Here is a 26,162-nt window from a genome sequence, read left to right as displayed (position 1 = left end):
CACCCCCTTGGCCGGGCAGCGGAATCCGTGCTGAGATTCGCCCACTGCTTCACTTCCAGCTCAATGGCGCGCTCGGGGAGGGCAATGTGGCGGATACCGCCATGCCGGAATCCGCGGATTCCGCGGAGTCAGCCGGTTCCAGGGTTGTGGTACCCCTCGCGGTACCGGCACCGGCATCCGCACCGGAGACAGGATCACTCGGCACGGTCGAGGGGGACGACCCCCTGGACCGTGCCGTTTGGCGTCTGCGCTCCCGCGGCTGCTGGGACGATGCGGCCGCCCTGCTGGAACCGCACTCCGCCCGGCACGCGCCGTCCGCGCTGCGTCGCGCCGCGCTGCTGGTCGAACGGTGCATGTTCACGGCCGCCGGCTGGGCAGAGGCCGAGGACGCGCTGCGCGCCGCCGAGGCGCTGGCGGGCGACGACGACGAGCGGGGCGGCGCAGCCTGCGAACGCGGCCATCTCGCGTACGCCGCCACGGTCCTGGGCGTCCGTGACCGCGCCGACGAGGCCCGCTCGGCACTCGGCCGGGCCGCCGCGCTGCTGGCGCCCACCGCGGCCGGCCGGCCGCTGTTGGACTTCCGCCGCGGGCTGATGGCCGAGCATGTCGCCGACAGCCCGGACTCGGCGCGGGCCGCCTACCGCCGTGCGCACGCCGGCGCCACCGCGCACGGCGACACCCTGCTGCTGTCCTTCACCTGGCGCCACCTGGCCGGGCTCGCGCTGCGCGACGGCGAATTGGCGGAGGCCCGGCACGGTTTCGCCGAGTCGCTGCGGATCCGCGAGGAGCTGGGCTTTCTGGTCGGCACCGCGCCGGCCCTCGTGGCACTGGCCGACGCCGCCCCGGACGCCGACGCGGCCCGGCTGCGCGCCGAGGCGGCCCGGCTCTTCCGCCTGATGGGCTGCGTCCCCACCTGGCTCGCCGACCATCTGACCACCGGCGTCACGGCGACCTAGCCCCAGGGGGTGTCTCCCCGGCGGATGTCCGCCGCGCTCACCGACGGCGCCCGGCCCTTCACCTTCCGTGGAGGGCCGGCCGCCGTCGTTCGCTGTCGCCCTCCCCCGCTCGATCCCCCGCCCGTGCCCCGCTCGTTGCGTCGTCGTCAACCCCTCAACACCGGCCATGCCGGATCCTTCGACGATTGGCCGGATCCAGGCGGTCCCCGCGAGGGATCGGCTGGGCCGCGATGGTTGCGGGCCCGGGCGGCCGCCGACGGGCCGGGCGAACCCTGAGGTGGGACTATGAGCCGAAGGCCCGGGGCAGGGATGTCTCACGACGCCCCACAGGCCCCGAGAATGGCCGCAAGTCGCACTGTGAGGCGGCAGCGGGGTATGGATGCTGGTCCGGGACCAGAGCCGGCCCCACCCACTGGCACAGCCTTTCAGGAGGCCACATGACAGCAGGAGTGACCAACACGACCGCTGCAACCGACTGGGGCAAGGCAGATTTCGAGGCGATCTACAACTGCCCGGATCCCCGTCGGTACTTCACCACACTGCACCCCCTGGACTACCAGATTCCGCACCACGGCCAAGCGGTGTTCCGTGCCGTGGCCGAGACCCTGCAGCGGCACCGCAGCGACCGCCCGCCCCTGAACGTCGTCGACCTCTGCTGCTCGTACGGGGTCAACGCCGCACTGCTCAACCACCAGCTCTCCCTCACCGACCTCTACAGCCGCTATGCCGTGAACGGCAAGGCGCTGCCGCCCACCGCCCAACTCCTGGAAGAGGACCGCACGTTCTTCGCCACCCGGCGGCGTGCCGAACCCCTCCGGGTGACCGGCATCGACGCGGCGGACCGTGCGGTCGGCTACGCCCGGGCGGTCGGTCTGCTCGACCACGGCTTCGCGGAGAACCTGGAACTCGACGACCCGAGCCCGGAGCTGCGGAAGGTGCTGGCCGGCACCGACCTGATCACCGTCACCGGCGGCGTCGGCTATATCTCCGCCCGTACCTTCGGCCGGCTCTTCGACTGCGTGTCCTCGCCACCCTGGGTGGCCGCGTTCGTGCTGCGCGAGGTGTCCTACCGGCCGATCTCCGCCCTGCTGGCCCGGGCAGGACTGGTGACGGAGAGACTTACCACCCGCACGTTCCGTCAGCGGCAGTTCGCCGACGGCAACGAACGGCAGGCGGCGTACGAGGCGCTGGCCGCCCGCGGCCTGTCCACCGCGAGCAAGGAAGCCGACGGCTTCTACCACGCCGATCTCTATCTCTCCCGGCCCGCCGCCGATGTCGCGGCGCTGCCACTGGAGGAGTTGCTGCCCGGCTAGCCGCGCCCCGGCGCCCGGCCGGTCCGTCGGCGGACTCGCTCAGTGCGGGTGGCGCGCCACCGACACATGCTCGCGGGTGATCCGCTCGGCCACCGCGTACTCCTGGGCGACCAGGGCGTCGAGCAGCGCCGTGTGCTCGGAGGCGTCGGCCAGCAGCTCGGCCGTACGCCGCCGGGGGCCGCCGGCCGGGGGCCACTGGGCGCGGCGGAGCAGATCGCCGGTGACCTCGGTGAGCCTGCGGTTGCCGGTGAGCGACATCAGGGCGTCGTGGAAGGCGTGGTCGGCCTCGGCGTAGCCGATGCGGTCACCGCGGGCGGCGGCCGCGACGCCCGCATCGGCGAGCGGGCGCAGCTCCTCCCAGCGCTCGGGGGGCAGCGCCCGGGCCAGCCGGACGACCGCGGGCACCTCCAGCATCGCCCGGACCTCGGCCAGCTCGGCGAGGTCACGGGGGCTGCGCTCGGCGACCCGGAAGCCACGGTTGGGCACGACCTCGACGGCGCCTTCCCCCGCGAGCTGCTGCATGGCCTCCCTGACCGGGGTCGCGGAGACCCCGTAGCACTCGGCGAGCGCGGGCGCGGAGTAGACCTCGCCCGGGGCCAGCTCCCCGGCGACCAGCGCATGGCGCAGCGCGGTCAGTACCTGGCCGCGGACGGAGTGCCGCCGGGGCACGGCGGGGCCGGCCTGCGCGGGCACCCACGCCCCGGCGCACGGCTCCTGTTCCGCTGTGCCCTGCTCCATGACGGTTCCTCCTGACGTTTCCAGCACCATAGGCGGCGCGCGCCCCAGTTCAAATCCGGGGAGCCGTCCGGAAGTCGCCGGGAAGCCGTGCGGGGTGCCAGGACTGGCGTTCAGCGGGCACGGGTAAGTCTTCAGGTAAGGTAAGCCTTACCTGAAGACTTTCGCGATTCGGTGGTCTCCCGCATGACTCGTGCCCCCGCCGCCCCGCCTGCCGTCCACCCCGTCGCCGAGGCCTACGCCCGGCTCTCCGCGGTCTTCCCCGGCCTGCGGGTGACTCTGTGGGACGCGGCCCCGCCCAGCGGCGACGGCTGGGTGTGCGCGGCCGGGCTCGCGGCCGGCGGCGAGAGCCTGGACACCTTCCTCGCCTGGGACGACGCGCAGATCGTGCGGGATTACGGACAGCGCGCCCGGCCGGACGTCATCGCGAGCTTCGCCCTGCACCGCTACGCCTGGCCCGCCTGCCTGCTGATCACCATCCCCTGGTTCCTGCACCGCCGGGTCCCGCGGCTGCCCGTGCAGGACGTCTCCTTCCAGCGTGAGCTGGGCAGGATGGCGGTGCGGGTCAGCGCCTTCAGCTGCCTCCCGGACGACTCCGCCGCGGCACTGCCCGGCGCCCGGGTCGTCCCGGACGAGGAGGCCCTGCGGGCGGAGGTACGGGCGGCGGTGGCCCAGCATCTCCGGCCCGTTCTGGAAGGCTTCCGCACCCGGATGCGGCGCGGGCCGCGGGCGCTGTGGGGCATGGCCTCCGACGAGATCGCGGAGGGCCTGTGGTACCTGGGGCACCTGCTGGGCGAGGAGCCGCGCGCGGTGGCCGAGCTGGAGCTGCTGCTGCCGGGTGCCACCGCTCCGTACGTGGGCAGTGCGGGATTCCGTGAACTGGCCGGGCCGGGCGGCGAGTCGCTGGCGACCCGGGACCGTGCCAGCTGCTGCATGTTCTACACACTGCGCCCCGAGGACACCTGCGTGACCTGCCCGCGCACCGGGGACGAGGAGCGCATCAGGCGGCTCACCGCGGCCACGTGACGTCTGCGCCGTCCCGACGGCGACGGTGCAGCGCAGGACGGCGGGTGTCCCGTAGCCGATATCCGGCCACGCCCACCTGCGAAATGGCTTCAATAACGCGGCGAAATCAGCTCTGCATAGCCTCGGCGCACGAACGTCATGCCTGTTCTGCCCAAGTCACACGGCCCCCGACACGTCGCCAGGTCGAGAGCACAAGCCCGTCGTCGGGCCACGAGGAGTTTCGGAAAATGAGCGGTGCGAAGACTGCGGGTGCGGCGGAGTCCGGTGCCCGGGAGGAACTGTTCGCAGGTGTCCCGGCACGGTGGCAGGGCGAACCGTCCGCCGTCCCGGCCCTGAAGCTGCCCGAGCTCTTCGAAGCACAGGTGCGCCGCACCCCCGACGCCCCCGCCGCGACCTTCCGCGGCCAGACCCTCAGCTATCGCGAGCTGAACGAGCGCGCCAACCGGCTGGCCCGGCTGCTGGTGGCGCGCGGCGCCGGCCCCGAGCAGGTTGTCGGCGTGCTGATGCCGCGCTCGCTGCACCAGATCGTGTCCCTGGTGGCGGTGACCAAAACCGGCGCCGCCTACCTGCCGGTGGACGTCGACTACCCGGCCGACCGCATCGCCTACATGCTCGGCCACTCCGACCCCGTCTGCCTGCTCACCACTGCCGGCTCCCCCGCCGCGGAAGGGCTCACCGACCGGCTGGTACTGCTGGACGACCCGGCGGTCGACGAGGCGCTGCCCGGCCTGCCGGACACCGATCTGGCCGACGCCGAGCGCACCGGGCCGCTGCGCATGGCCAACCCGGCGTATGTCACCTACACCTCCGGCTCCACCGGGACGCCCAAGGCCGTGGTGATCGAGCACCGCGCGCTGGCCGACTATCTGGCCTGGGCCCGCAAGGACTACCCGAGCATGGGACCGGGCGGCACCTCGCTGTGGCACTCGCCGGTGTCCTTCGACATGACCGTCTCGGAGTTGTGGGGGCCGCTGGTGTCCGGCGGGCGGGTGCTGGCCGCCGCACTGGAGGAGGACGCGCACGCCGGCGCCGTCTCCTGCACCTTCATGAAGGCCACCCCGAGCCATCTGCCGATACTCCATCTCCTCCCGGACGGCTACTCGCCCACCGGTGAGCTGATGCTCGGCGGTGAGGCGCTGCTGGGCGCCACTCTGGACGAGTGGCGCCGCCGTCACCCCGGGGCCACCGTCATCAACGTGTACGGCCCGTCCGAAATCACCGTCAACATGGCGCAGTTCCGGCTGGAGCCGGGCCGGCCGACCCCGGACGGCGTGCTGCCGCTGGGCCGCGTGATGGACAACATGCGCGGCTACGTCCTGGACGACCGGCTGCGCCCGGTGGCGCCGGGCGTCACCGGCGAGCTCTACATCGCGGGCCCCGGGCTGGCGCGCGGCTACTTCAGGCAGCCCGCGCTGTCCGGCGAGAGGTTCGTCGCCGACCCGTTCGGGGCGCCGGGCGAGCGGATGTACCGCTCCGGTGACCTGGCCCGGTGGACGCAGGACGGGCAGCTGGAGTTCCGCGGACGCGCCGACCACCAGGTCAAGGTCCGCGGCTTCCGCGTCGAGCCGGGCGAGATCGAGGCCGTGCTGACGCAGCATCCGCAGGTCTCGCGCGCCGTGGTGCTGGTCCGTGAGGACCGCCCCGGTGACCAGCGGATCGTGGCGTATGTGAGCTGCGCGGAGGGCGCCGCCGAGCCGGACGCCGAAACGCTGCGGGCCCATGCCGCATCGATCGTGCCGTGGTACATGGTGCCGTCGGCCTTCGTCGTCATCGAGGAGTGGCCGCTGACGCCGAACGCGAAGGTGGACCGCAAGGCGCTGCCCGCCCCCGCGTACCGCACCGGCGCCGGCAGCGCCCCGCGCACCGCGACGGAGGAGACCCTGTGCCGGCTGGCCGCCGAGGTGCTGGGCCTGGAGTCGGTCGGCGTCGAGGACAACTTCTTCGCTCTGGGCGGTCACTCGCTGCTGGCCAACCGGCTGACCAGCCGGATCCGCGCGGCCCTGGACGCCGAGCTGCCGATGAGCGCGGTGTTCGAGGCACCGACCGTCGCCGAGCTGGCGGACCGCCTGGCCGGCGCCGGCGCGGCACGCGCTGCCCTGGCGCCGGCCCGGCGCCCGGAGCGGATCCCGCTCTCCCCCGCCCAGCAGCGCCTGTGGTTCCTCCACCGGTTGGAGGGCCCCGGCCCGGCCTACAACATCCCGATCGCCGTCCGGCTGACCGGCGAGCTGGACCGCACCGCCCTGGAGGCGGCGCTGGGTGATGTGACGGCGCGGCACGAGGCGCTGCGCACCCGCTTCGCCGAGCACGACGGCGAACCCCACCAGGTGATCCTGGACGCCGAAGAGGCCGCCCCGGCCGTCGAGTTCATCGAAGTGGACGGAGCCGAGCAGCTTCAGCGGGCGCTGGCCGCGCAGGCCGGGCACGGCTTCGACCTCACCGCTGGAGTGCCTCTGAAGGCCGCCCTTTACCGGCTCGGCGAGCGCGAGCACGTCCTGCTCCTGCTGGTGCACCACATCATCACCGACGGCTGGTCCCGCGACCCGCTCACCCGCGACCTGTCCACCGCCTACACCGCCCGCGCCGGCGGCCGCGCCCCCGCCTGGGAACCGCTGCCGGTGCAGTACGCGGACTACACCCTGTGGCAGCGCGAGATGCTGGGGGACGAGAGCGACCCGGCCAGCACCGCGGCCAGGCAACTGGCCTTCTGGAAGCAGGCGTTGAACGGCGCTCCGGAGCTGCTGGAGCTGCCGCTGGACCGGCCCCGCCCGTCCGTCGCCGGCTACCGCGGGGCCCTCACCCACTTCACCTTCGACGCCGGCCTTCACTCCCGTATGGCGGAGTTGGCGCGCGAGTGCGACGTCACGGTGTTCATGGTGCTGCAGGCCGGTCTCGCGGCGCTGCTCTCCCGCCTGGGGGCGGGCACCGACATCCCGATCGGCACCGCCGTGGCCGGGCGCTCCGACGAGGCCCTGGACGACCTCGTCGGATTCTTCGTCAACACCCTCGTCCTGCGCACGGACGTGTCCGGCGACCCGACCTTCCGCCAGCTCCTGGCCCGGGTGCGGGAGACCGACCTCGCCGCCTACGCCCACCAGGACACCCCCTTCGAACGAGTCGTCGAGGCCGTCAACCCGACCCGGTCGCTGTCCCACGCCCCCCTCTTCCAGACCATGCTGACCTCGCAGAACACTCCCGAGGAGGGCATGGCGCTGCCGGGCCTGGAGGCGGTGGTGCAGGACGTGGCCAAGGGGGTCGCGCAGTTCGACCTCTCCTTCCACACCAAGGAGAGGACGGCGCGGGACGGTAGGCCCGCGGGCATCGACGCCTCGCTGGAGTACTCCACCGACCTGTTCGACCGGGCCACCGTCGAGGCGCTGACCGCCCGTCTGGTGCGGCTGCTGGGCGAGTCCACCGACCGGCCCGACGCCCCCGTGGGCCAACTGGAGATCCTGACGGAGCAGGAGCGGCGGCAGGCGCTGGAGGAGTGGCAGGGCCGTCCGCACGAGATCTCGGGGAAGACGCTGCCCGTCCTCATCGAGGAGCAGGCCCGGCGGGCACCCGATGCTCCCGCGGTCGTCCACGAGGAGACCGGCCTGACCTACGCCGAGCTCAACGCGCGCGCCAACCGCCTGGCCCGGCTCCTGGTCCGGCGCGGTGTCGGTCCGGAGCGGTATGTCGCGGTGGCGCTGCCCCGCTCGGTGGACCTGGTGGTGACCCTCCTGGCCATCGTCAAGGCCGGTGGCGCCTATCTGCCGCTGGACCCGTCCTACCCCGCGGACCGGCTCGGCTTCATGCTGGAGGACGTGGCGCCCGTGCTGGCCGTCACGGCCCGGGGCGTGCTCGACCACGTCCCCGCGCCGTGCCCGTCGTTGCGCCTGGACGACCCCGAGGCCGTCGCGGAACTGACCGCGCAGGACTCCACGGACCTCACCGACGCCGACCGCAACGCGCCGCTGCTGGCGGACAACGCGGCCTTCGTCATCTTCACCTCCGGGTCGACCGGCCGCCCCAAGGGCGTCACCGTGCAGCACCGCTCGCTGGACGCCTACCTGAGCTGGACCCGCACGGCGTACCCGGGTGTGGCCGGACGGGCCCTGGTGCACTCGCCGGTGGCCTTCGACCTCACCGCCACCGGCCTGTTCGCGCCCCTGACCTCCGGCGGCTGCGTCGAGCTCGTCGAGCTGGACGGCCGGACCCGAGCGGCGGACGGACGGCCGCAGCCCACCTTCGTCAAGGCCACCCCCAGCCACCTGCCGCTGCTCATCGAACTGCCCGGGCAGTACTCGCCGAAGGAGCAGCTGGTGCTCGGCGGCGAGTCGCTGATGGGCGAGGTGCTGGACGAGTGGCGGAGCCGGCACCCCGGTGCCACCGTCATCAACGAGTACGGCCCGACGGAGACCACCGTCGGCTGCTCGGAGTACCGCATCGAGCCGGGCCAGAGCGTCCCGGCGGGCGTGGTCACCATCGGCCGGCCGATCTGGAACACCCAGATGTTCGTGCTGGACGCCCGGCTGCAGCCGGTGCCCACCGGCAGCACCGGCGAGGTGTACATCGCCGGTGACCTGGTGACGCGCGGCTACCACCGGCGCCCCGACCTGACCTCGGGCCGCTTCGTCGCCAACCCTTACGGGCCGCCGGGCAGCCGGATGTACCGCTCGGGTGACCTGGCCAGGTGGCGGGTGGACGGCCAGATGGAGTTCGTCGCGCGCGTCGACGACCAGGTCAAGCTGCGCGGCTTCCGTATCGAGCTGGGCGAGATCGAGGGCGTCATCGGGGCGCACCCGAAGCTGGCGCAGGTGGCCGTGATCGTCCGCGAGGACCAGCCCGGTGACAAGCGCCTGGTCGGCTACGCCGTCCCCGCGCCCGGGCAGAGCGTGGACTCCGCCGAGCTGCGCCGCTACGCGGCCGGGCAACTGCCCGACTACATGGTGCCCGCGGTCTTCGTGCTGCTCGAAGAGCTCCCGCTCACGGTGAACCGCAAACTGGACCGCAAGTCGCTGCCCACGCCCGACTACGGCGTCGCGGCCGGCGTTTCGGGGCGTGCGCCGCGCACCGCGCACGAGGAGATCCTGTGCGGCGCGTTCGCGGAGATACTGGGCCTGCCACGGGTGGGCGTGGACGACAACTTCTTCGCGCTGGGCGGGCATTCGCTGCTGGTGACCCGGCTGATCGCCGGGCTGCGCCGGACGCTGGGGGCGGAGCTGCCGATCCGCGCGGTGTTCGAGGCACCGACCGTCGCCGGGCTCGCCGCGCGCCTGGCCGACGCGGGCACGGCCCGTCCGCCGCTGGTGGCGGGCGGGCGTCCGGCGCGGCTGCCGCTGTCCCCCGCACAGCAACGGCTGTGGTTCCTGCACCAGTTGGCGGGTCCCAGCCCGACGTACAACGTGCCCGTCGCGGTACGGCTGACCGGTGCTCTGGACCGTGCGGCGCTGGAGGCGGCGCTGGCCGATGTGGTGGAGCGGCACGAGGCGCTGCGCACCCGCTTCGCCGAGGAGTCCGGCGAGCCGTGTCAGATGGTGCTCAGTGGCGAACCGTCCCGTCCGGTGGTCGAGTGGGTCGAGCTGGACGCTCCGGATCTGCTGGAGACGGCGTTGGCGGACGCCGCCGCGTACGGCTTCGACCTGACCGCCGGCGTCCCCCTCAAGCTCACCCTCTTCAAGGTCTCCGAGGACCGGCACGTCCTGCTCCTCCTCCTGCACCACATCGCCAGCGACGGCTGGTCCATGGGCCCGCTCTCCCGCGACCTGTCCCAGGCCTACACCGCCCGCGTCAACGGCCACGCCCCCGCCTGGGAACCGCTGCCGGTGCAGTACGCCGACTACGCCCTGTGGCAACGCGACATGCTGGGCGACGAGAACGACCCCGACAGCGTCCTCTCCCAACAGCTCGACTTCTGGCGCAAGGAACTCAGCGGCGCCCCCGAACTGCTGGAGCTACCACTGGACCGGCCCCGCCCCGCCGTCGCCAGCCACCGCGGCGCCACGGTGGAGCTGAACATCGACGCCGAGCTGCACCGCGCCTTGCTGTCCTTCGCCCAGGGCTCGGGCGCCACGCTGTTCATGGTGCTGCACTCGGCGGTGGCGGCCCTGCTGTCCCGTATGGGCGCGGGCACCGACATCCCGATCGGCACCGCCGTGGCCGGCCGTACCGACGAAGCCCTGGACGACCTCGTCGGATTCTTCGTCAACACCCTCGTCCTGCGCACCGACGTCTCCGGCGACCCCACCTTCCGCCAACTCCTGGCCCGGGTCCGCGAGACCGACCTCGCCGCCTACGCCCACCAGGACACCCCCTTCGAGCGTGCGGTGGAAGCCGCTCAGGTCACCCGAGTGCTCTCGCACACGCCGCTCTTCCAGGTCTCGTTGAACCTGGAGGACGGCACCGCCATCACCCCGGACCTGCCCGGCCTCCAGGTCCGGCCCGAGCCGGTCGGCGTCCCGGCCGCCAAGTCCGAGCTGGTCTTCGGCCTGAGCGAGCAGCACACGGCAGCCGGTGAGCCGGCCGGTCTGACCGGTGAACTCAACTACGCCACGGACCTCTTCGAGCGCATCAGCGCCGAGGCCCTGGCCGGGCGACTGATCGGGATGCTGCGGACCATCGTGGCCGATCCGGACCGCACGGTGGGCAGTGCCGAGATCCTTACCGAGGAGGAGCGGCGGGAACTGCTCGTCGACCGTAATGCCACGGGGCGGTCGGTTCCGGCGCTGACGATGCCGGAACTGTTCGAGGCCCACGCCGCCCGCACCCCGCACGCCGAGGCCGTGGTCTACGAGGACACCGTCCTCACCTACGGCGAACTCGACCGCCGCGCCAACCAGCTCGCCCGCCTCCTGATCACCCACGGAGTCGGACCCGAACGCCTCGTCGCCCTCGCCATGCCCCGCTCCGCCGACATGGTCACCGCCGCCCTCGCCATCCACAAAGCCGGCGGAGCCTACCTCCCCATCGACCCCGACTACCCCACCGACCGCATCACCTACATGCTGCGGGACGCCAACCCGGTCTGTGTGCTGACGGCGTCAGCGACGGCCGACCACCTGCCCGAAGTGCCCTGCCCACAGGTCGTACTCGACGACGCCAACACCACCGCCCGGCTGACGGAGCGGCCCGACGGGCCGCTCAGCAACGACGAACGACACGCCCCCCTCAACCTGCACCACCCCGCCTACCTCATCTACACCTCCGGCTCCACCGGCCGCCCCAAAGGCGTCCTCGTCACCCACACCGGCATCGCCTCACTCGCCACCGCACAAACCCAACACCTCCACATACAACCCACTTCCCGCACCCTCCAGTTCGCCTCCCTCAGCTTCGACGCCGCCACCTGGGAAATCATCATGGCCCTCACCCACGGCGCCACCCTCGTCATGGCACCCCCCACCCGCCTCACCGGAGACGAACTCACCACCCTCCTCCACCAACAACACATCACCCACGCCACCCTCCCCCCAGCCATCCTCACCACACTCCCCGACCACAGCCTCCCCACCGACATGACCCTCATCGTCGCCGGAGAAGCCTGCCCACCCGAACAAACCGGCCGCTGGTCCACCGGCCGACACATGATCAACGCCTACGGACCCACCGAAACCACCATCTGCACCACCATGAGCCCACCCCTCACCGGCACCATCACCCCACCCCTCGGCACCCCCATCACCAACACCCACCTCTACCTCCTCGACCCCGCACTCCGCCCCACACCCCCCGGCGTCCCCGGCGAGCTCTACACCACCGGCCCCGCCCTCGCCCGCGGCTACCACAACCGCCCCGACCTCACCGCCCAACGCTTCATCGCCAACCCCTACGGCCCACCCGGCACCCGCCTCTACCGCACCGGCGACCTCGCCCGCTGGACCACCCACCACACCCTCGAATACCTCGGCCGCACCGACAACCAAATCAAAATCCGCGGCTTCCGCATCGAACCCGGCGAAATCGAAACCGCGCTCGCGGACCATCCGCAGGTCGGCCGGGCGTTGGCGCTGGTGCGTACGGACCGTCCCGGTGAGCAGCGGATCGTGGCCTATGTCGAAGGTCCTGCCGACGCGTCCGCCGCGGCGCGGCTGGTCGAGGAACTGCTCGGGCGGTGTGCCGGGCAACTGCCCGCGTACATGGTGCCGTCGGCGGTCGTGGTCCTTCAGGAGTGGCCGCTGACGCCGAACGGGAAGGTGGACCGCGAGGCCCTGCCCGCCCCGGAGCAGCCGACCGGGTCCGCCGACGGCCGGGCCCCGCGCACTCCGCAGGAGGAGACCCTGTGCGGGATCTTCGGGGAGCTGCTGGGGGCGGCCTCGGTGAGCATCGACGACAGCTTCTTCCAGCTGGGCGGCCACTCGCTGCTGGTGACCCGGCTGATCAGCCGGGTGCGGACGGCGCTGGGCGCCGAACTGCCGGTCCGGACGGTCTTCGAGAAGCCGACCGTCGCCGGGCTGGCCGAGGAGATCGGCACGGCCCGCCGGGCCCGGCCCTCGCTCCGCCGTATGCGCAGCTCCTGACCTCTCCTTCCCGCACCGCTCGTATTTCCGTTCCAAGAGGAGTTCCGCCATGTACCCGGTGTCGTTCGCGCAGCGGCGGTTGTGGTTCGCTTTCCAGGTGGAGGGCCCCAGCCCGACCTACAACATCCCGGTCGCCCTGCACCTGACCGGCGCCCTGGACCGTGCGGCGCTGGAGGCGGCGCTGGCCGATGTGGTGGAGCGGCACGAGGTACTGCGCACCCGCTTCGCCGAGGAGGAATCGGGCGAGCTGTGCCAGGTGGTGCTCAGCGGCGAACAGGCCCGGCCGGTAATGGAGTTCGTCGAGCTGGACGGACCAGGGCAACTGGAGACGGCGTTGGCGGACGCCGCCGCGTACGGCTTCGACCTGACCGCCGGCGTCCCCCTCAAGCTCACCCTCTTCAAGGTCTCCGAGGACCGGCACGTCCTGCTCCTCCTCCTGCACCACATCGCCGGCGACGGCTGGTCCATGGGGCCACTCTCCCGCGACCTGTCCCAGGCCTACACCGCCCGCGTCAACGGCCACGCCCCCGCCTGGGAACCGCTGCCGGTGCAGTACGCCGACTACGCCCTGTGGCAACGCGACGTACTGGGCGACGAGAACGACCCCGGCAGCCTGGCCGCCGAGCAACTGTCGTTCTGGATGAAGGAGTTGGCGGACTCGCCGGAGCTGGTGGAACTGCCGCTGGACCGGCCCCGCCCGGCCGTCGCCGGCCACCGCGGCGGCAGCGCCCGCTTCGAGCTGGACGCCGAGCTGCACACCCGCGTCGTGGAGCTGGCGCGCGAGTGCGATGGCACGGTGTTCATGGTGCTGCAGGCCGGTCTCGCGGCGCTGCTCTCCCGCCTGGGCGCAGGCACCGACATCCCGATCGGCACCGCCGTGGCCGGCCGTACCGACGAAGCCCTGGACGACCTCGTCGGATTCTTCGTCAACACCCTCGTCCTGCGCACCGACGTCTCCGGTGACCCCAGCTTCCGCCAACTCGTGGCCCGGGTGCGGGAGACCGACCTGACCGCCTACGCCCACCAGGACATTCCCTTCGAACGGGTCGTCGAGGCGGTCAACCCGGCCCGGTCGCTGTCCCACGCCCCCCTCTTCCAGACGCTGCTGTCGCTGCAGAGCGCCGACGAGGGCGGGTGCACCATGCCGGGGCTGGAGGTTTCCGTCAGCGACCTGGACACCGGGGTGGCCAAGGTCGATCTGACCTTCACGCTGCGCGAGCGGCACACGCCCCAGGGCGCCCCGGCGGGCATCGGCGGCGAAGTGCAGTACGCCACCGACCTGTTCGAGCCGGAGACCGCGCAGGCGCTGGCCGGCCGGCTGGTGCGGCTGCTGGCCGCCGTCGTCGCCGACGCGGACGCCCCCGTCAGCCGGGCGGAGATCCTCACCGCCCGGGAGCGGGAGCTGCTGCTCACCGGCTGGAACGACACCGCCAGAAACGGCCCGGCCCGTACGATGCCCCAGCTCGTCGAGGCACAGGCGCAGGCCGCGCCGGACGCCCCGGCGCTGGCGCACCAGGGCCGTACGCTCACCTATCGGGAGCTGGAGGGGCGCGCCAACCGGCTGGCCCGGCTGCTGATCGCGGGCGGCGTCGGCCCCGAGCACATCGTGGCGCTGGCCCTGCCGAAGTCCGCCGAACTGGTCGTGGCCGCGCTGGCGGTACAGAAGGCGGGCGGCGCCTATCTCCCGGTCGACCCCGCCTATCCGGTGGACCGGATCGCCTACATGCTGGCGGACGCCGCGCCAACGTGCGTGCTGACGGAGTCGGCGACGGCCGGCCACCTGCCCGAGGTGCCCTGCCCGCAGGTCGTCCTGGACGACGACGGCACCACCGCCCGGCTGGCGGAGCTGTCCGATGTCACGCTGACGGACGCCGAGCGCACCGCCCCGCTGGAGGTCCACCACCCGGCCTATGTCATCTACACCTCCGGCTCCACCGGCCGCCCCAAGGGCGTCGTGGTCACCCACCGCGGCCTGGGCGATCTGTCGGTGAGCGTGACGGAGCGCTATCTGCTGGACCGGGACAGCCGGGTGCTCCAGCTGGCCTCGCCCAGCTTCGACGCCTCGGTGCTGGAGACCGTCATGGCGCTCACGAACGGCGCCACCCTGGTGGTACCGGACGGCAGGCAGCTGGTCGGCGAGGAGCTGGCCCGGGTCCTGGCCGACGAGCGGATCAGCCACACCCTGATGCTGCCCGCGGCGCTGGCCACCCTTCCCGAGATCGAGCTGCCGCACCTGCGGACCCTGGCCACCGGCGCCGACAAGGTCGGCACCGAGCTGGCCGCCCGCTGGTCCGAGCGGCACCGAATGATCAACTCCTACGGCCCCACCGAGGCCACGGTGGTCGCCGCCATGAGCGAGCCGCTGACCGGCGAGGGCATCCCGCCGATCGGCGGACCGGTGGTCAACGGGCGGGTGTACGTCCTGGACTGCGCGCTGCGCCCGGTGCCACCCGGAGTGGCCGGTGAGCTGTACACCGCCGGCCCCGGTCTGGCCCGTGGCTACCTGCGCCGTCCGGCGCTCACCGCCGAACGCTTTGTCGCCGACCCGTTCGGCCCGCCCGGCTCCCGGCTCTACCGCACCGGCGACCTCGTCCGCTGGACCACCCACGGCGCCCTCGAATACCTCGGCCGCACCGACAACCAGGTCAAGATCCGCGGCTTCCGTATCGAGCTCGGCGAGATCGAGGCGGTGCTCTCCGAGGCGGCGGGCGTCGCCGACGCCCTGGTGATGTCGCGCCACGACGGCCCGGCCGGGCAGCAGTTGGCCGGCTATGTCACCACCATCGACGGCGCGGCCCCCGAGCCCGCCGCGCTGCGTGCCCATCTGGCCGCCACGCTGCCCGACCACATGATCCCGGCCGCGTTCGTCGTCCTCGACCGCTGGCCGATGACCCCCAACGGCAAGATCGACCGCACGGCGCTGCCCGCCCCGGGCTTCGCGGGCGCGGGTGCCGCCGGACGCGCTCCGCGCACCCCCCGGGAGGAGATCCTGGCCGGTGTCTTCGCCGAGATCCTGGGCGTGGACTCGGTCACCGCCGATGACAACTTCTTCGAACGGGGCGGGCATTCACTGCTGGCCACCCGGCTGATCAGCCGTATCCGCACCGCTTTGGACGTGGAGCTGTCGATCCGGGCGGTGTTCGAGGCACCGACCGTCGCGAGGCTGGCCGCCCGGCTGGGCGAGGCGGGTTCGACGCGGGCGGCACTGGTGCCGAGGGCACGCCCCGGCGCACTGCCGATGTCCTTCGCACAGCGGCGGCTGTGGTTCGCCTTCCAGGTGGAGGGCCCCAGCCCGACCTACAACATCCCGGTCGCCCTGCACCTGACCGGCGCTCTGGACCGTGCGGCGCTGGAAGCGGCGCTGGCCGATGTGGTGGAGCGGCACGAGGCGCTGCGCACCCGCTTCGCCGAGGAGTCCGGCGAGCCGTGTCAGATGGTGCTCAGCGGTGAACAGGCCCGTCCCGTGGTGGAGTTCACCGAGCTGGACGCTCCGGATCTGCTGGAGACGGCGTTGGCGGACGCCGCCGCGTACGGCTTCGACCTGACCGCCGGCGTCCCCCTCAAACTCACCCTCTTCAAGGTCTCCGAGGACCGGCACGTCCTGCTCCTCCTCCTGCACCACATCGCCGGCGACGGCTGGTCCATGGGCCCGCTCTCCCGCGACCTGTCCCAGGCCTACACCGCCCGCGTCAACGGCCACGCCCCCGCCTGGGAACCGCTGCCGGTGCAGTACGCCGACTACGCCCTGTGGCAACGCGACATGCTGGGCGACGAGAACGACCCCGACAGCGTCCTCTCCCAACAGCTCGACTTCTGGCGCAAGGAACTCAGCGGCGCCCCGGAGCTGCTGGAACTACCGCTGGACCGGCCCCGTCCGGCCGTCGCCAGCCACCGCGGCGCCACGGAGCGCTTCACGCTGGACGCAGAACTCCACGCACAGCTCGTGGAGTTGGCGCGCGCAGGCGATGTCACGGTGTTCATGGTGCTGCAGGCCGGCCTCGCGGCCCTGCTCTCCCGCCTGGGCGCGGGCACCGACATCCCGATCGGCACCGCAGTGGCCGGCCGTACCGACGAAGCCCTGGACGACCTCGTCGGATTCTTCATCAACACCCTCGTCCTGCGCACCGACGTCTCCGGCGACCCCACCTTCCGCCAACTCCTGGCCCGGGTCCGCGAATCCGACCTGACCGCCTACGCCCACCAGGACATCCCGTTCGAGCGGGTCGTCGAGGCGGCGGGGGTGGCCCGTGCGCTCTCCCACACCCCGTTCTTCCAGGTCTCCCTCAACCTTGAGGAGAGCGCAGCGGATGCGCCGGCCCTGCCGGGGCTGCGGGTGGAATCCCACCCCGTAGGCCAGGATGCCGCCAAGTCCGAGCTGGTCTTCGGCCTGAGCGAGCAGCACACGGCAGCCGGTGAACCGGCCGGTCTCACCGGAACGCTCACCTACGCCACGGACCTCTTCGAGCCCGCGAGCGCAGAGGCCGTCGCCCAGAGGTTCGTACGCCTCCTGCGGACGCTCGTGGCCGAGCCCGACAAGGCCGTGGGGGCCGCCGAGATCCTGACGGCGACGGAGTACCAGGAGCTGGTCCACGACCGTAATGCCACGGGGCGGTCGGTTCCGGCGCTGACGATGCCGGAACTGTTCGAGGCCCACGCCGCCCGCACCCCGCACGCCGAGGCCGTGGTCTACGAGGACACCGTCCTCACCTACGGCGAACTCGACCGCCGCGCCAACCAGCTCGCCCGCCTCCTGATCACCCACGGAGTCGGACCCGAACGCCTCGTCGCCCTCGCCATGCCCCGCTCCGCCGACATGGTCACCGCCGCCCTCGCCATCCACAAAGCCGGCGGAGCCTACCTCCCCATCGACCCCGACTACCCCACCGACCGCATCACCTACATGCTGCGGGACGCCAACCCGGTCTGTGTGCTGACGGCGTCAGCGACGGCCGACCACCTGCCCGAAGTGCCCTGCCCACAGGTCGTACTCGACGACGCCAACACCACCGCCCGGCTGACGGAGCGGCCCGACGGGCCGCTCAGCAACGACGAACGACACGCCCCCCTCAACCTGCACCACCCCGCCTACCTCATCTACACCTCCGGCTCCACCGGCCGCCCCAAAGGCGTCCTCGTCACCCACACCGGCATCGCCTCACTCGCCACCGCACAAACCCAACACCTCCACATACAACCCACTTCCCGCACCCTCCAGTTCGCCTCCCTCAGCTTCGACGCCGCCACCTGGGAAATCATCATGGCCCTCACCCACGGCGCCACCCTCGTCATGGCACCCCCCACCCGCCTCACCGGAGACGAACTCACCACCCTCCTCCACCAACAACACATCACCCACGCCACCCTCCCCCCAGCCATCCTCACCACACTCCCCGACCACAGCCTCCCCACCGACATGACCCTCATCGTCGCCGGAGAAGCCTGCCCACCCGAACAAACCGGCCGCTGGTCCACCGGCCGACACATGATCAACGCCTACGGACCCACCGAAACCACCATCTGCACCACCATGAGCCCACCCCTCACCGGCACCATCACCCCACCCCTCGGCACCCCCATCACCAACACCCACCTCTACCTCCTCGACCCCGCACTCCGCCCCACACCCCCCGGCGTCCCCGGCGAGCTCTACACCACCGGCCCCGCCCTCGCCCGCGGCTACCACAACCGCCCCGACCTCACCGCCCAACGCTTCATCGCCAACCCCTACGGCCCACCCGGCACCCGCCTCTACCGCACCGGCGACCTCGCCCGCTGGACCACCCACCACACCCTCGAATACCTCGGCCGCACCGACAACCAAATCAAAATCCGCGGCTTCCGCATCGAACCCGGCGAAATCGAAACCGCCCTCACCCAGGCCACCGGGGTCACCGACGCCCTGCTGATGGTGCGGCAAGACGGCCCGGCCGGACCGCGGCTGATCGGCTATGTCACCGCTGACGCCCCGGCCCCCGACCCCGCCGCCCTCCGCGCCCACCTCGCCGCGACCCTGCCGGACTACATGGTCCCGGCCGCCATCGTCGTCCTCGACCGCTGGCCCCTGACCCCCAACGGCAAGATCGACCGTAAGGCCCTGCCCGCTCCCGCCTTCACCGGCTCCGCCACCACCGGACGCGCCCCGCGCACCCCCCGGGAAGAGATCCTGACCGGTATCTACGCCGGCGTCCTCGGTCTCGACAGCGTCACCATCGACGACAACTTCTTCGAGCTGGGCGGCGACAGCATCAGCTCGATGCGGGTGGTGTCCCAGGCCCGGGAGGAGGGGCTGACGCTGACGGTGCAGCAGGTATTCCAGCACCGTACGGTCGCCGAACTGGCCGCTGTGGCCACCGAGATCACCGGCTCGTGGGCCACGGCGGACGACGGCGTGGGCGCCTTCCCGATGACGCCGATCATGCACTGGCTCCGTGAGCTGGACGGCCCGGTGGCGGGCTTCAACCAGTCGGCCACGGTGCGTGTTCCGGCCGGTGCGGACCTGGCGCGGCTGACCACCTCGGTGCAGAGGTGGCTGGACCATCACGACATCCTGCGGCTGCGTATGACGACTGCCGAGGACGGTTCCTGGGAGCCGGCCGTGGCGGAGCGCGGAGCGGTGGCCGCGGATGCGGTGCTGCACCGGGTGGACATCGCCGGGCTGCCGCCGGAGGCGCGGGACGCCGCCATGGCCGACGAGGGCGAGAAGGCGCGGCTGCGGCTGTCCCCACAGGACGGTTCGGTGGTCCAGCTGGTCTGGTATGACGCCGGATCCCAGGCGCCGGGGCTGCTGCAGATCGTGGCGCACCACCTGGCCGTCGACGGGGTGTCCTGGCGCATCCTGGTGCCGGATCTGCGCGAGGCATGGGAGGCGGTGGCCGCCGGGCGCGGCCCGGAGTTCGCGCCGGTGGCCACCTCCTTCCGGGCGTGGGCGCGGCGGCTCGCCGAGGCCGCGCAGGAGCCCGCGTGGGAGGCGGGTCTTGACGTGTGGACGCGGGCCGCCTCCGGTGGCGCGGACGGCGCGATGGCGGCCGAAGCGCCTTTGGGCGAGCGGCAGTTGGACCCACGACGGGACACCGCCGGGACGGTACGGATGCTGGAGCTGAGCCTGCCGCCCGAGCGCGCCAGGCCGCTGCTGACGGACGTTCCGGCGGCGTTCCACGCGAACGTGGGCGATGTGCTGCTGAGCGGGTTCGCGCTGGCGGTGCGCGAATGGCGGCGGCGCCGCGGCGAGGCGGCGGACGAGGTGCTGGTGGACCTGGAGGGGCACGGCCGCGAGGACATCGTGCCGGGTGCCGACCTGTCGGGCACGGTGGGCTGGTTCACCAGTCTCTACCCGGTGCGGCTGCCCCTGGCCGCCGCCGACTGGACCGAGGTGCAGGCGGGCGGCCCGGCGGTCGGCGAATCCCTCAAGCTGGTCAAGGAGCGGCTGCGGGCGCTGCCCGGCAACGGCGTGGGCCACGGCATGCTGCGCTACCTCAATCCGCGCCTCGGCCCCGTACTCGCCACGCTCCCCGCTCCGCAGCTGGGGTTCAACTACCTCGGGCGGTTCGAGGCGACGGACGCGGCAGCCGGTGAGGGACGGCCGTGGACGATGGTCAGCGGACTGCCCTCCCCCGCGCCGTGGGACGCCGGGATGCCGCTGGCGCATCCCGTCGAACTCAACGCGCTCACCCAAGACCTGGCCGACGGCCCGCGGCTGCGGGCCACCTGGACCTGGGCCGGCCACCTCCTGCCGGAGGAGGACGTCCGCGAGCTGGCCGAGCTGTGGTTCGCCGCCCTGGACGCCCTGACCGCCCACGCCCGGGGGGACCGTGCCGGTGGCCACAGCCCTTCCGATCTCTCCCTCGGTCTTTCCCAGGCTGAGATCGACGAACTCGAAGCAGAACTGAGGATGCTCTGATGAACCGGCCCGCGCTCGAAGACGTGCTGCCGCTGACCCCGCTCCAGGAGGGAATGTTCTTCCACTCCCTCTACGACGATGACGCGGTGGACCTCTACAACACCCAGATGGTCCTCGACCTGGAGGGCCCGCTGCGGCCGGACGTCCTCAAAACCGCCGCCGCGGCGCTGATCCGCCGCCACCCCAACCTCCGCGCCGGCTTCCGGCAGCGGCAGAACGGGCAGGCGATGCAGGTCATCCACCGCGAGGTGCCGCTGTCGTGGGAGGAGGCCGACCTGTCGGCCGCCGACGTCGCACAGGCCGAGGCGCGCCTGACGGAGCTGCTGGCCGCCGACCGGATGCGCCGCTTCCCGCTCGACCGGCCGCCGCTGATGCGCTTCACCCTGGTGCGGCTGGGCGCCGGGCGGCACCGGCTGGTGATGACCAGCCACCACATGCTGCTGGACGGCTGGTCCACCCCCGTGCTGATCCGTGAGCTGTTCACGCTGTACGAGGGCGGGGGAGACGACTCGGCGCTGCCCCGGCCCGTAGCGCACCGGAGCTACTTCAGCTGGCTGGCGGGGAAGGACGACGCGGAGTCGGAGCGGGCCTGGCGCGGTGCCCTGGAAGGGCTGGCGGGGCCGACGCTGGTGTTCTCCGCCGATCCGTCGCGGGTGCCGGGCATGCCCGCGCGGGTGACGACCTCGCTGTCCGCCGAATTCGGCGCCGCCATGGACGCGCTGGTACGCGACCGCGGGTTGACGGCCAATCATCTCGTGCAGGGCGCCTGGGCCATGGTGCTGGCCCGGCTCACCGGCCGGGACGACATGGTGTTCGGCACGCTGGTCTCCGGCCGCCCGCCGGAGATTCCCGGCATCGCGACGATGATCGGGATGTTCATCAACACCATTCCGGTGCGGGTGCGCCTGGAGCCGGCGGAGTCGGTGCTCAAGAACCTCGACCGGCTGCGCCGGGAGCAGGCGGCGCTGCTGCCCCACCACCACCTGGGGCTGGGCCGGCTGCAGCGGATGGCCGGGCACGGCGACCTCTTCGACACCTTCATGGTGTTCGAGAACTACCCGGACGACGAAGCGGCCCGCCCGTCCTACGCGGGGGTCGGGGTCGAGGTGGCCGGCGGCCACGATGCCGCGCACTACCCGCTGCGGGTCATCGCGGGGCTGGCCGGACAGCGGCTGGTGATCGAGCTGGAGTACCAGCCGGACCTGATCGACGAGGACGAGGCACAGGTGGTGCTCACCGCGCTCACCGACGTGCTGAAGGCGGTCGTGGCCGCTCCGGACGGCAGCGCCGGGGACGTGGAGTTCACCCTGCCGTCGTCGTTCCGTCGTGCCACCGCACCCGCCGGGGACGGTACGGGGGCGGACGCCGGGGACGGTACCGGGGCGGACGCCGGGGACCACGGCCCGGCCGCGCCGGGTCCCAGGGCGCCGCAGACGCCGGTGGAGGAAATCCTCTGCGGACTGTTCGAGAAGGTGCTGGGGCGGCCCTGCCCCTCGGTGGACGAGAGCTTCTTCGAGCTGGGCGGCCAGTCGCTGACCGCGATCCGGCTGCTGAGCCAGGTCCGGGCCGCCTTCGGGGTGGAGCTGTCGGTGCGTGCGGTCTTCGAGGCGCCGACGGTGGCCGGGCTGGCCGCGCAGCTGGCGCAGGCGGGTACGGCCCGGCCGCCGCTGGTGGCCGTGGAGCGTCCCGAGCTGGTGCCGATGTCCTACGCCCAGCGCGGCCTGTGGTTCGCCTTCCGGCTCAACGGGCCCGGCGTGACGTACAACAACCCGCTGCCGCTGCGGCTCTCCGGCGACCTGGACCGGGCCGCGCTGGCCGCCGCGCTCGCGGACCTGGTGGAGCGGCACGAGGTGCTGCGCACCCGCTTCGCCGAGTTCGCGGGCCGGCCGTGCCAGGTCGTCATGAGTTCCCGAGAGGCAGACATCCGGCTGGAGTGCGTCGAGCTGGCGGGCGAAGGGGACCTGCCGGACGCGCTGGCGGGGGCGGCGGGCCACGCCTTCGACCTGGCCACCGAGGCTCCTTTGCGGGCCACGCTCTTCCGGGTGTCCGAGCGTGAGCATGTGCTGTATCTGCTCACCCACCACATCGCCAGCGACGGCTGGTCGCTGGCCCCCCTGGTCCGCGACCTGTCCGCCGCCTACCGGTCCCGTACAGCGGGCCGGACCCCCCGGTGGGAGCCGCTGCCGGTGCAGTACGCGGACTACGCGCTGTGGCAGCGGGAGCTGCTGGGCGCCGAGTCGGTCCCCGACAGCGTCGCCGCTCGCCAACTCGATTACTGGCAGCGGCAGTTGGCCGGAGTGCCGGAACTTCTCCAGCTGCCTCTGGACCATCCGCGCCCGGCGGTGGCCGGCCGGCGCGGTGCCACCGTGCGCTTCGCCCTGGACGCCGCCCTGCACACCCGGATCACCGAGCTGGCCAGGCAGTCGGACGTCACCGTGTTCATGGTCGTCCAGGCGGCGCTGGCGGCGCTGCTCGCACGGCTGGGCGCGGGCAGCGACATCCCGATCGGGGCGGTGCTGGCGGGGCGTACCGACGAGGCGCTGGACGACCTCATCGGGTTCTTCGTCAACACCCTGGTGCTGCGTACGGATGTGTCCGGCGACCCGGCCTTCCGCGAACTGCTCGCCCGGGTGCGGGAGACGGACCTGGGCGCCTACGCCCACCAGGACCTGCCCTTCGAGCGGATCGTGGAGGCCGTCAACCCCGGGCGCTCCCTCTCGCACGCTCCGCTCACCCAGGTCACCCTGGTCTTCCAGAACAACGAGCGCGGCGCGCTGGACCTGCCCGGGGTGCGGGTCTCCTTCGAGGGCGAGGCCACCGGCAACGCCCGTGTGGACCTTGCCTTCAACATGGGCGAGAACCACACCGGGGACGGCGCGCCGGCCGGTATCGACGGTCTCGTGGAGTACGCCGCCGAGCTGTTCGCACCGCACACCGTGCAGCGGCTGGCCGACCGCCTGTGCCGGCTGCTGGAGAGCGCCACCGCCGACCCCGGCACCGCGGTCTCCGCGCTGGAGATCCTCTCCGCCGACGAGCGGCGGGCGCTGCTGCAGAGCGACGAGCCCGCCGCGGGCGGGCCGGTCCCGGTGGGCACCTTCCCCGAGCTGTTCGAGGCACAGGTGCGGCGCACCCCGCAACGGCCCGCGGTGGAGTCCGCCGTGGAGTCCGCGGCCGCCACCGTGACCTACGCCGAGCTCAACGAGCGGGCCAACCGCCTGGCCCGGCAGCTGGTCGCCCGGGGCGCAGGCCCCGAGAGCTATGTCGCGGTGGCGCTGCCCCGCTCGGCGCAGATGCTGGAGGGCATGCTCGCCGTCATGAAGGCCGGGGCGGGGTATCTGCCGCTGGACCCGGCCTACCCGGCCGAGCGGCTGGCGGCGATGCTGGCGGACAGCGCGCCCGCGCTGCTGCTGACCACCACGGAGCTGGCGGGCCGGCTGCCGCACCCCGGGGGCCTCGACGTGCTGCTGGCCGACGAGGCGGCCACCGCCGCCGAACGGGCCGCGCTGCCGGGGACGGACCTGGGCGACGCCGACCGCCGGGCCCCGCTGCGGGTCGCCCACCCCGCCTATGTCATCTTCACCTCGGGCTCCACCGGCCGCCCCAAGGGCGTGATGGTCAGCCATGCCGGGATCGGTGCGCTGGCCGCCCATCAGCTGGCCCACTACGCCGTGCGTCCCGAGAGCCGGGTGCTGCAGTGCGCCTCGCCCAGCTTCGATGTGTCGGTGGCGGAGTTCTGCCTCGCCCTGCTGTCCGGCGCGTGCCTGGTCGTACCCGCCGACACCCCGGCCGGACCGCCGCTCGCCGCGTTCCTCGCCGAGCGGCGCATCACCCACCTGCTCATCGTCCCCTCGGCGCTGGCACAGGTACCGCGGACCGAGCTCCCCGAGCTGCGCACCGTGGTCACCGGCGCGGAACCGCTCTCCCCCGAGCTGGCCGGGTTCTGGGGCCGCGACCGGCTGCTGATCAACGCGTACGGCCCCACCGAGGGCACCTGTGACGTGAGCTTCGCGCGGCGCCTGGTCCCCGACGCGGCCGCGGCGTCGGTCATCGGCCGGCCCATCGCCGGCAACCGGATGTACGTCCTGGACCAGGCCCTGCGGCCGGTACCGCCGGGCGTCGAGGGCGAGTTGTACCTCTCCGGCGGCGGGCTGGCGCGCGGCTACCTGGCCCGTCCCGGTATGACCGCGGAGCGCTTCGTCGCCGACCCGTACGGCGCGCCGGGCACCCGGATGTACCGCACCGGTGACCTGGCGGCATGGAACGCCGACGGGCAGCTGCAGTTCCGCGGCCGCGCCGACACCCAGGTCAAGGTGCGCGGATTCCGGGTGGAGCTGGGTGAGGTGGAGGCCGTGGTCGCGGGCTGCGCCGGGGTCGAGCGGGCCGTGGTGATGGTCCGCGAGGACCGTCCCGGCGACCAGCGCCTGGTGGCCTACGTCGAAACCGCCTGCGAATACGGAGAGTTGACGGCGCGGGCGCTGCGCTCCGAGGTCGCCGAGCGGCTGCCCGCCTATATGGTGCCGGGTGCCTTCGTCGTCGTGGACGAGTGGCCGCTGACCCCCAACGCCAAGCTGGACCACCGGGCGCTGCCCGCGCCCGCGCAGCCCGCCGCAGGCACGTACCGGCCGCCGCGCTCCCCCCAGGAGGAGCTGGTCTGCCGGCTGTTCGGCGACGTGCTCGGCGTGGAGCGGGTCGGCGTGGACGACAGCTTCTTCGAGCTCGGGGGGCACTCCCTGCTCGCCACCCGGCTGACACACCGCATCGGGCAGGCCCTGGGCCGCCCGCTGGAGCTGCGGGACATCTTCGCCGCGCCCACCCCGGCCCGGCTGTGCGAACAGCTCGACGGGGACGGCGGCAGCGCCTTCGAGGTGATCCTTCCGCTGCGCACCTCCGGCAGCGCGGCCCCGCTGTTCTGCGTCCATCCCATCGCCGGCCTCAGCTGGCGCTACTCGACGCTGCTGAGCGCGCTCAGCGCCGATCACCCGGTGTACGCGGTGCAGGCCAGAGGCCTGGACGGGACGGAGCCGCTGCCCGCTTCCATGGACGAGCTGGCCACGGACTACGCCCGGCAGATCCGCGCGGTACAGCCCGAAGGCCCGTACCACCTCCTGGGCTGGTCGCTGGGAGGGATCATGGCGCAGGCCGTGGCCACCGCGCTGGAGGCGGACGGACAGCAGATCGGGCTGCTGGCGGTGCTGGACACCTCACCGCCCGAGCCCGGAAGCCAGGGGACCGGAACGCGCGAGGAAATCCTCACCCAGATGTACGAGGGCTACGGCAAGATCTACGGCATTCCGGAGGGTGCACCCGAGGAGCCGACCGCGGACCGGATGCGCGCCCAGATCGTCGAGTGGTACGGGGAGGGCAGCAGCGAGCTGCGCTACCTGGGCCGCGAGCACCGGGCCGCCGCACTGGAGGTCAGCATCAACAACGCCTACCTGGCGGCGGAACGGCGGCCGGATGTGCTGCGCGCCGACCTGCTGCTGGTGCTGGCCACCCGCAAACGCCTGGAGGCCGTGGTGCCCGAGGCGTGGGAGGAGTTCCTGGCAGGCCGGATGGAGATCGCCGAGGTGGACTGCGAGCACTCCCAGATGATGGATCCGGGCCCCGCCGAGCAGATCGCGCGGATTGTCGCGCCGCGGATCGGACGGGCGCCGGGGGCCGCCGCGCGCACCGGAGAGGCGGCCGCGGCTGCTTCCTCGACCGCCTGACCCCGCACGGCAGGGAAGGGGGGCGGCCGCAA

7 protein-coding genes are annotated in these 26,162 nt (G+C 72.8%); 6 read left to right on the top strand and 1 reads right to left on the bottom strand.

Annotated features, from left to right (window positions below; translation table 11 throughout):
* The first annotated feature begins 101 nt into the window (after positions 1–101).
* Together ABR737_RS35925 and ABR737_RS35920 are read left to right on the top strand one after the other, a co-directional pair.
* The gene (locus ABR737_RS35925) at positions 102–956 is read left to right on the top strand and encodes a hypothetical protein (RefSeq protein ID WP_502964529.1); all 855 of its coding nucleotides are present in this window, start codon (positions 102–104) and stop codon (positions 954–956) included.
* 437 nt (positions 957–1,393) lie between these two features.
* Complete coding sequence (locus ABR737_RS35920; protein WP_350255283.1) at positions 1,394–2,269, top strand: hypothetical protein; 876 nt, start codon at positions 1,394–1,396, stop codon at positions 2,267–2,269.
* A gap of 39 nt (positions 2,270–2,308) precedes the next feature.
* Here ABR737_RS35920 and ABR737_RS35915 read toward each other — a convergent pair whose 3' ends face one another.
* Positions 2,309–3,007, bottom strand: a complete 699-nt coding sequence (locus ABR737_RS35915) for a GntR family transcriptional regulator (RefSeq protein WP_350255281.1) — start codon at positions 3,005–3,007, stop codon at positions 2,309–2,311.
* Positions 3,008–3,190: 183 nt separating this feature from the next.
* On the opposite strand from ABR737_RS35915, the gene ABR737_RS35910 reads away from it, so the two are divergent.
* The 4 genes from ABR737_RS35910 (at position 3,191) to ABR737_RS35895 (ending at position 26,130) form a co-directional block, all read left to right on the top strand.
* The gene (locus ABR737_RS35910; protein WP_350255280.1) at positions 3,191–4,030 is read left to right on the top strand and encodes a (2Fe-2S)-binding protein; all 840 of its coding nucleotides are present in this window, start codon (positions 3,191–3,193) and stop codon (positions 4,028–4,030) included.
* Between the two features lie 227 nt (positions 4,031–4,257).
* Positions 4,258–12,525: a non-ribosomal peptide synthetase gene (locus ABR737_RS35905; protein ID WP_350255278.1), complete on the top strand. Its 8,268-nt coding sequence runs from the start codon at positions 4,258–4,260 to the stop codon at positions 12,523–12,525.
* A gap of 49 nt (positions 12,526–12,574) precedes the next feature.
* A complete protein-coding gene (locus ABR737_RS35900) occupies positions 12,575–20,422 on the top strand; it encodes a non-ribosomal peptide synthetase (protein WP_350255277.1) in 7,848 nt (2,615 codons plus the stop codon).
* Complete coding sequence (locus tag ABR737_RS35895) at positions 20,422–26,130, top strand: non-ribosomal peptide synthetase (RefSeq protein ID WP_350255276.1); 5,709 nt, start codon at positions 20,422–20,424, stop codon at positions 26,128–26,130. Before ABR737_RS35900 ends, ABR737_RS35895 begins: the two co-directional genes overlap by 1 nt.
* Positions 26,131–26,162: the final 32 nt, after the last annotated feature.

It is taken from the genome of Streptomyces sp. Edi2 (genome assembly GCF_040253635.1).
Lineage (GTDB): Bacteria > Actinomycetota > Actinomycetes > Streptomycetales > Streptomycetaceae > Streptomyces.
This window is presented reverse-complemented; position numbering and strand designations above follow the sequence as displayed.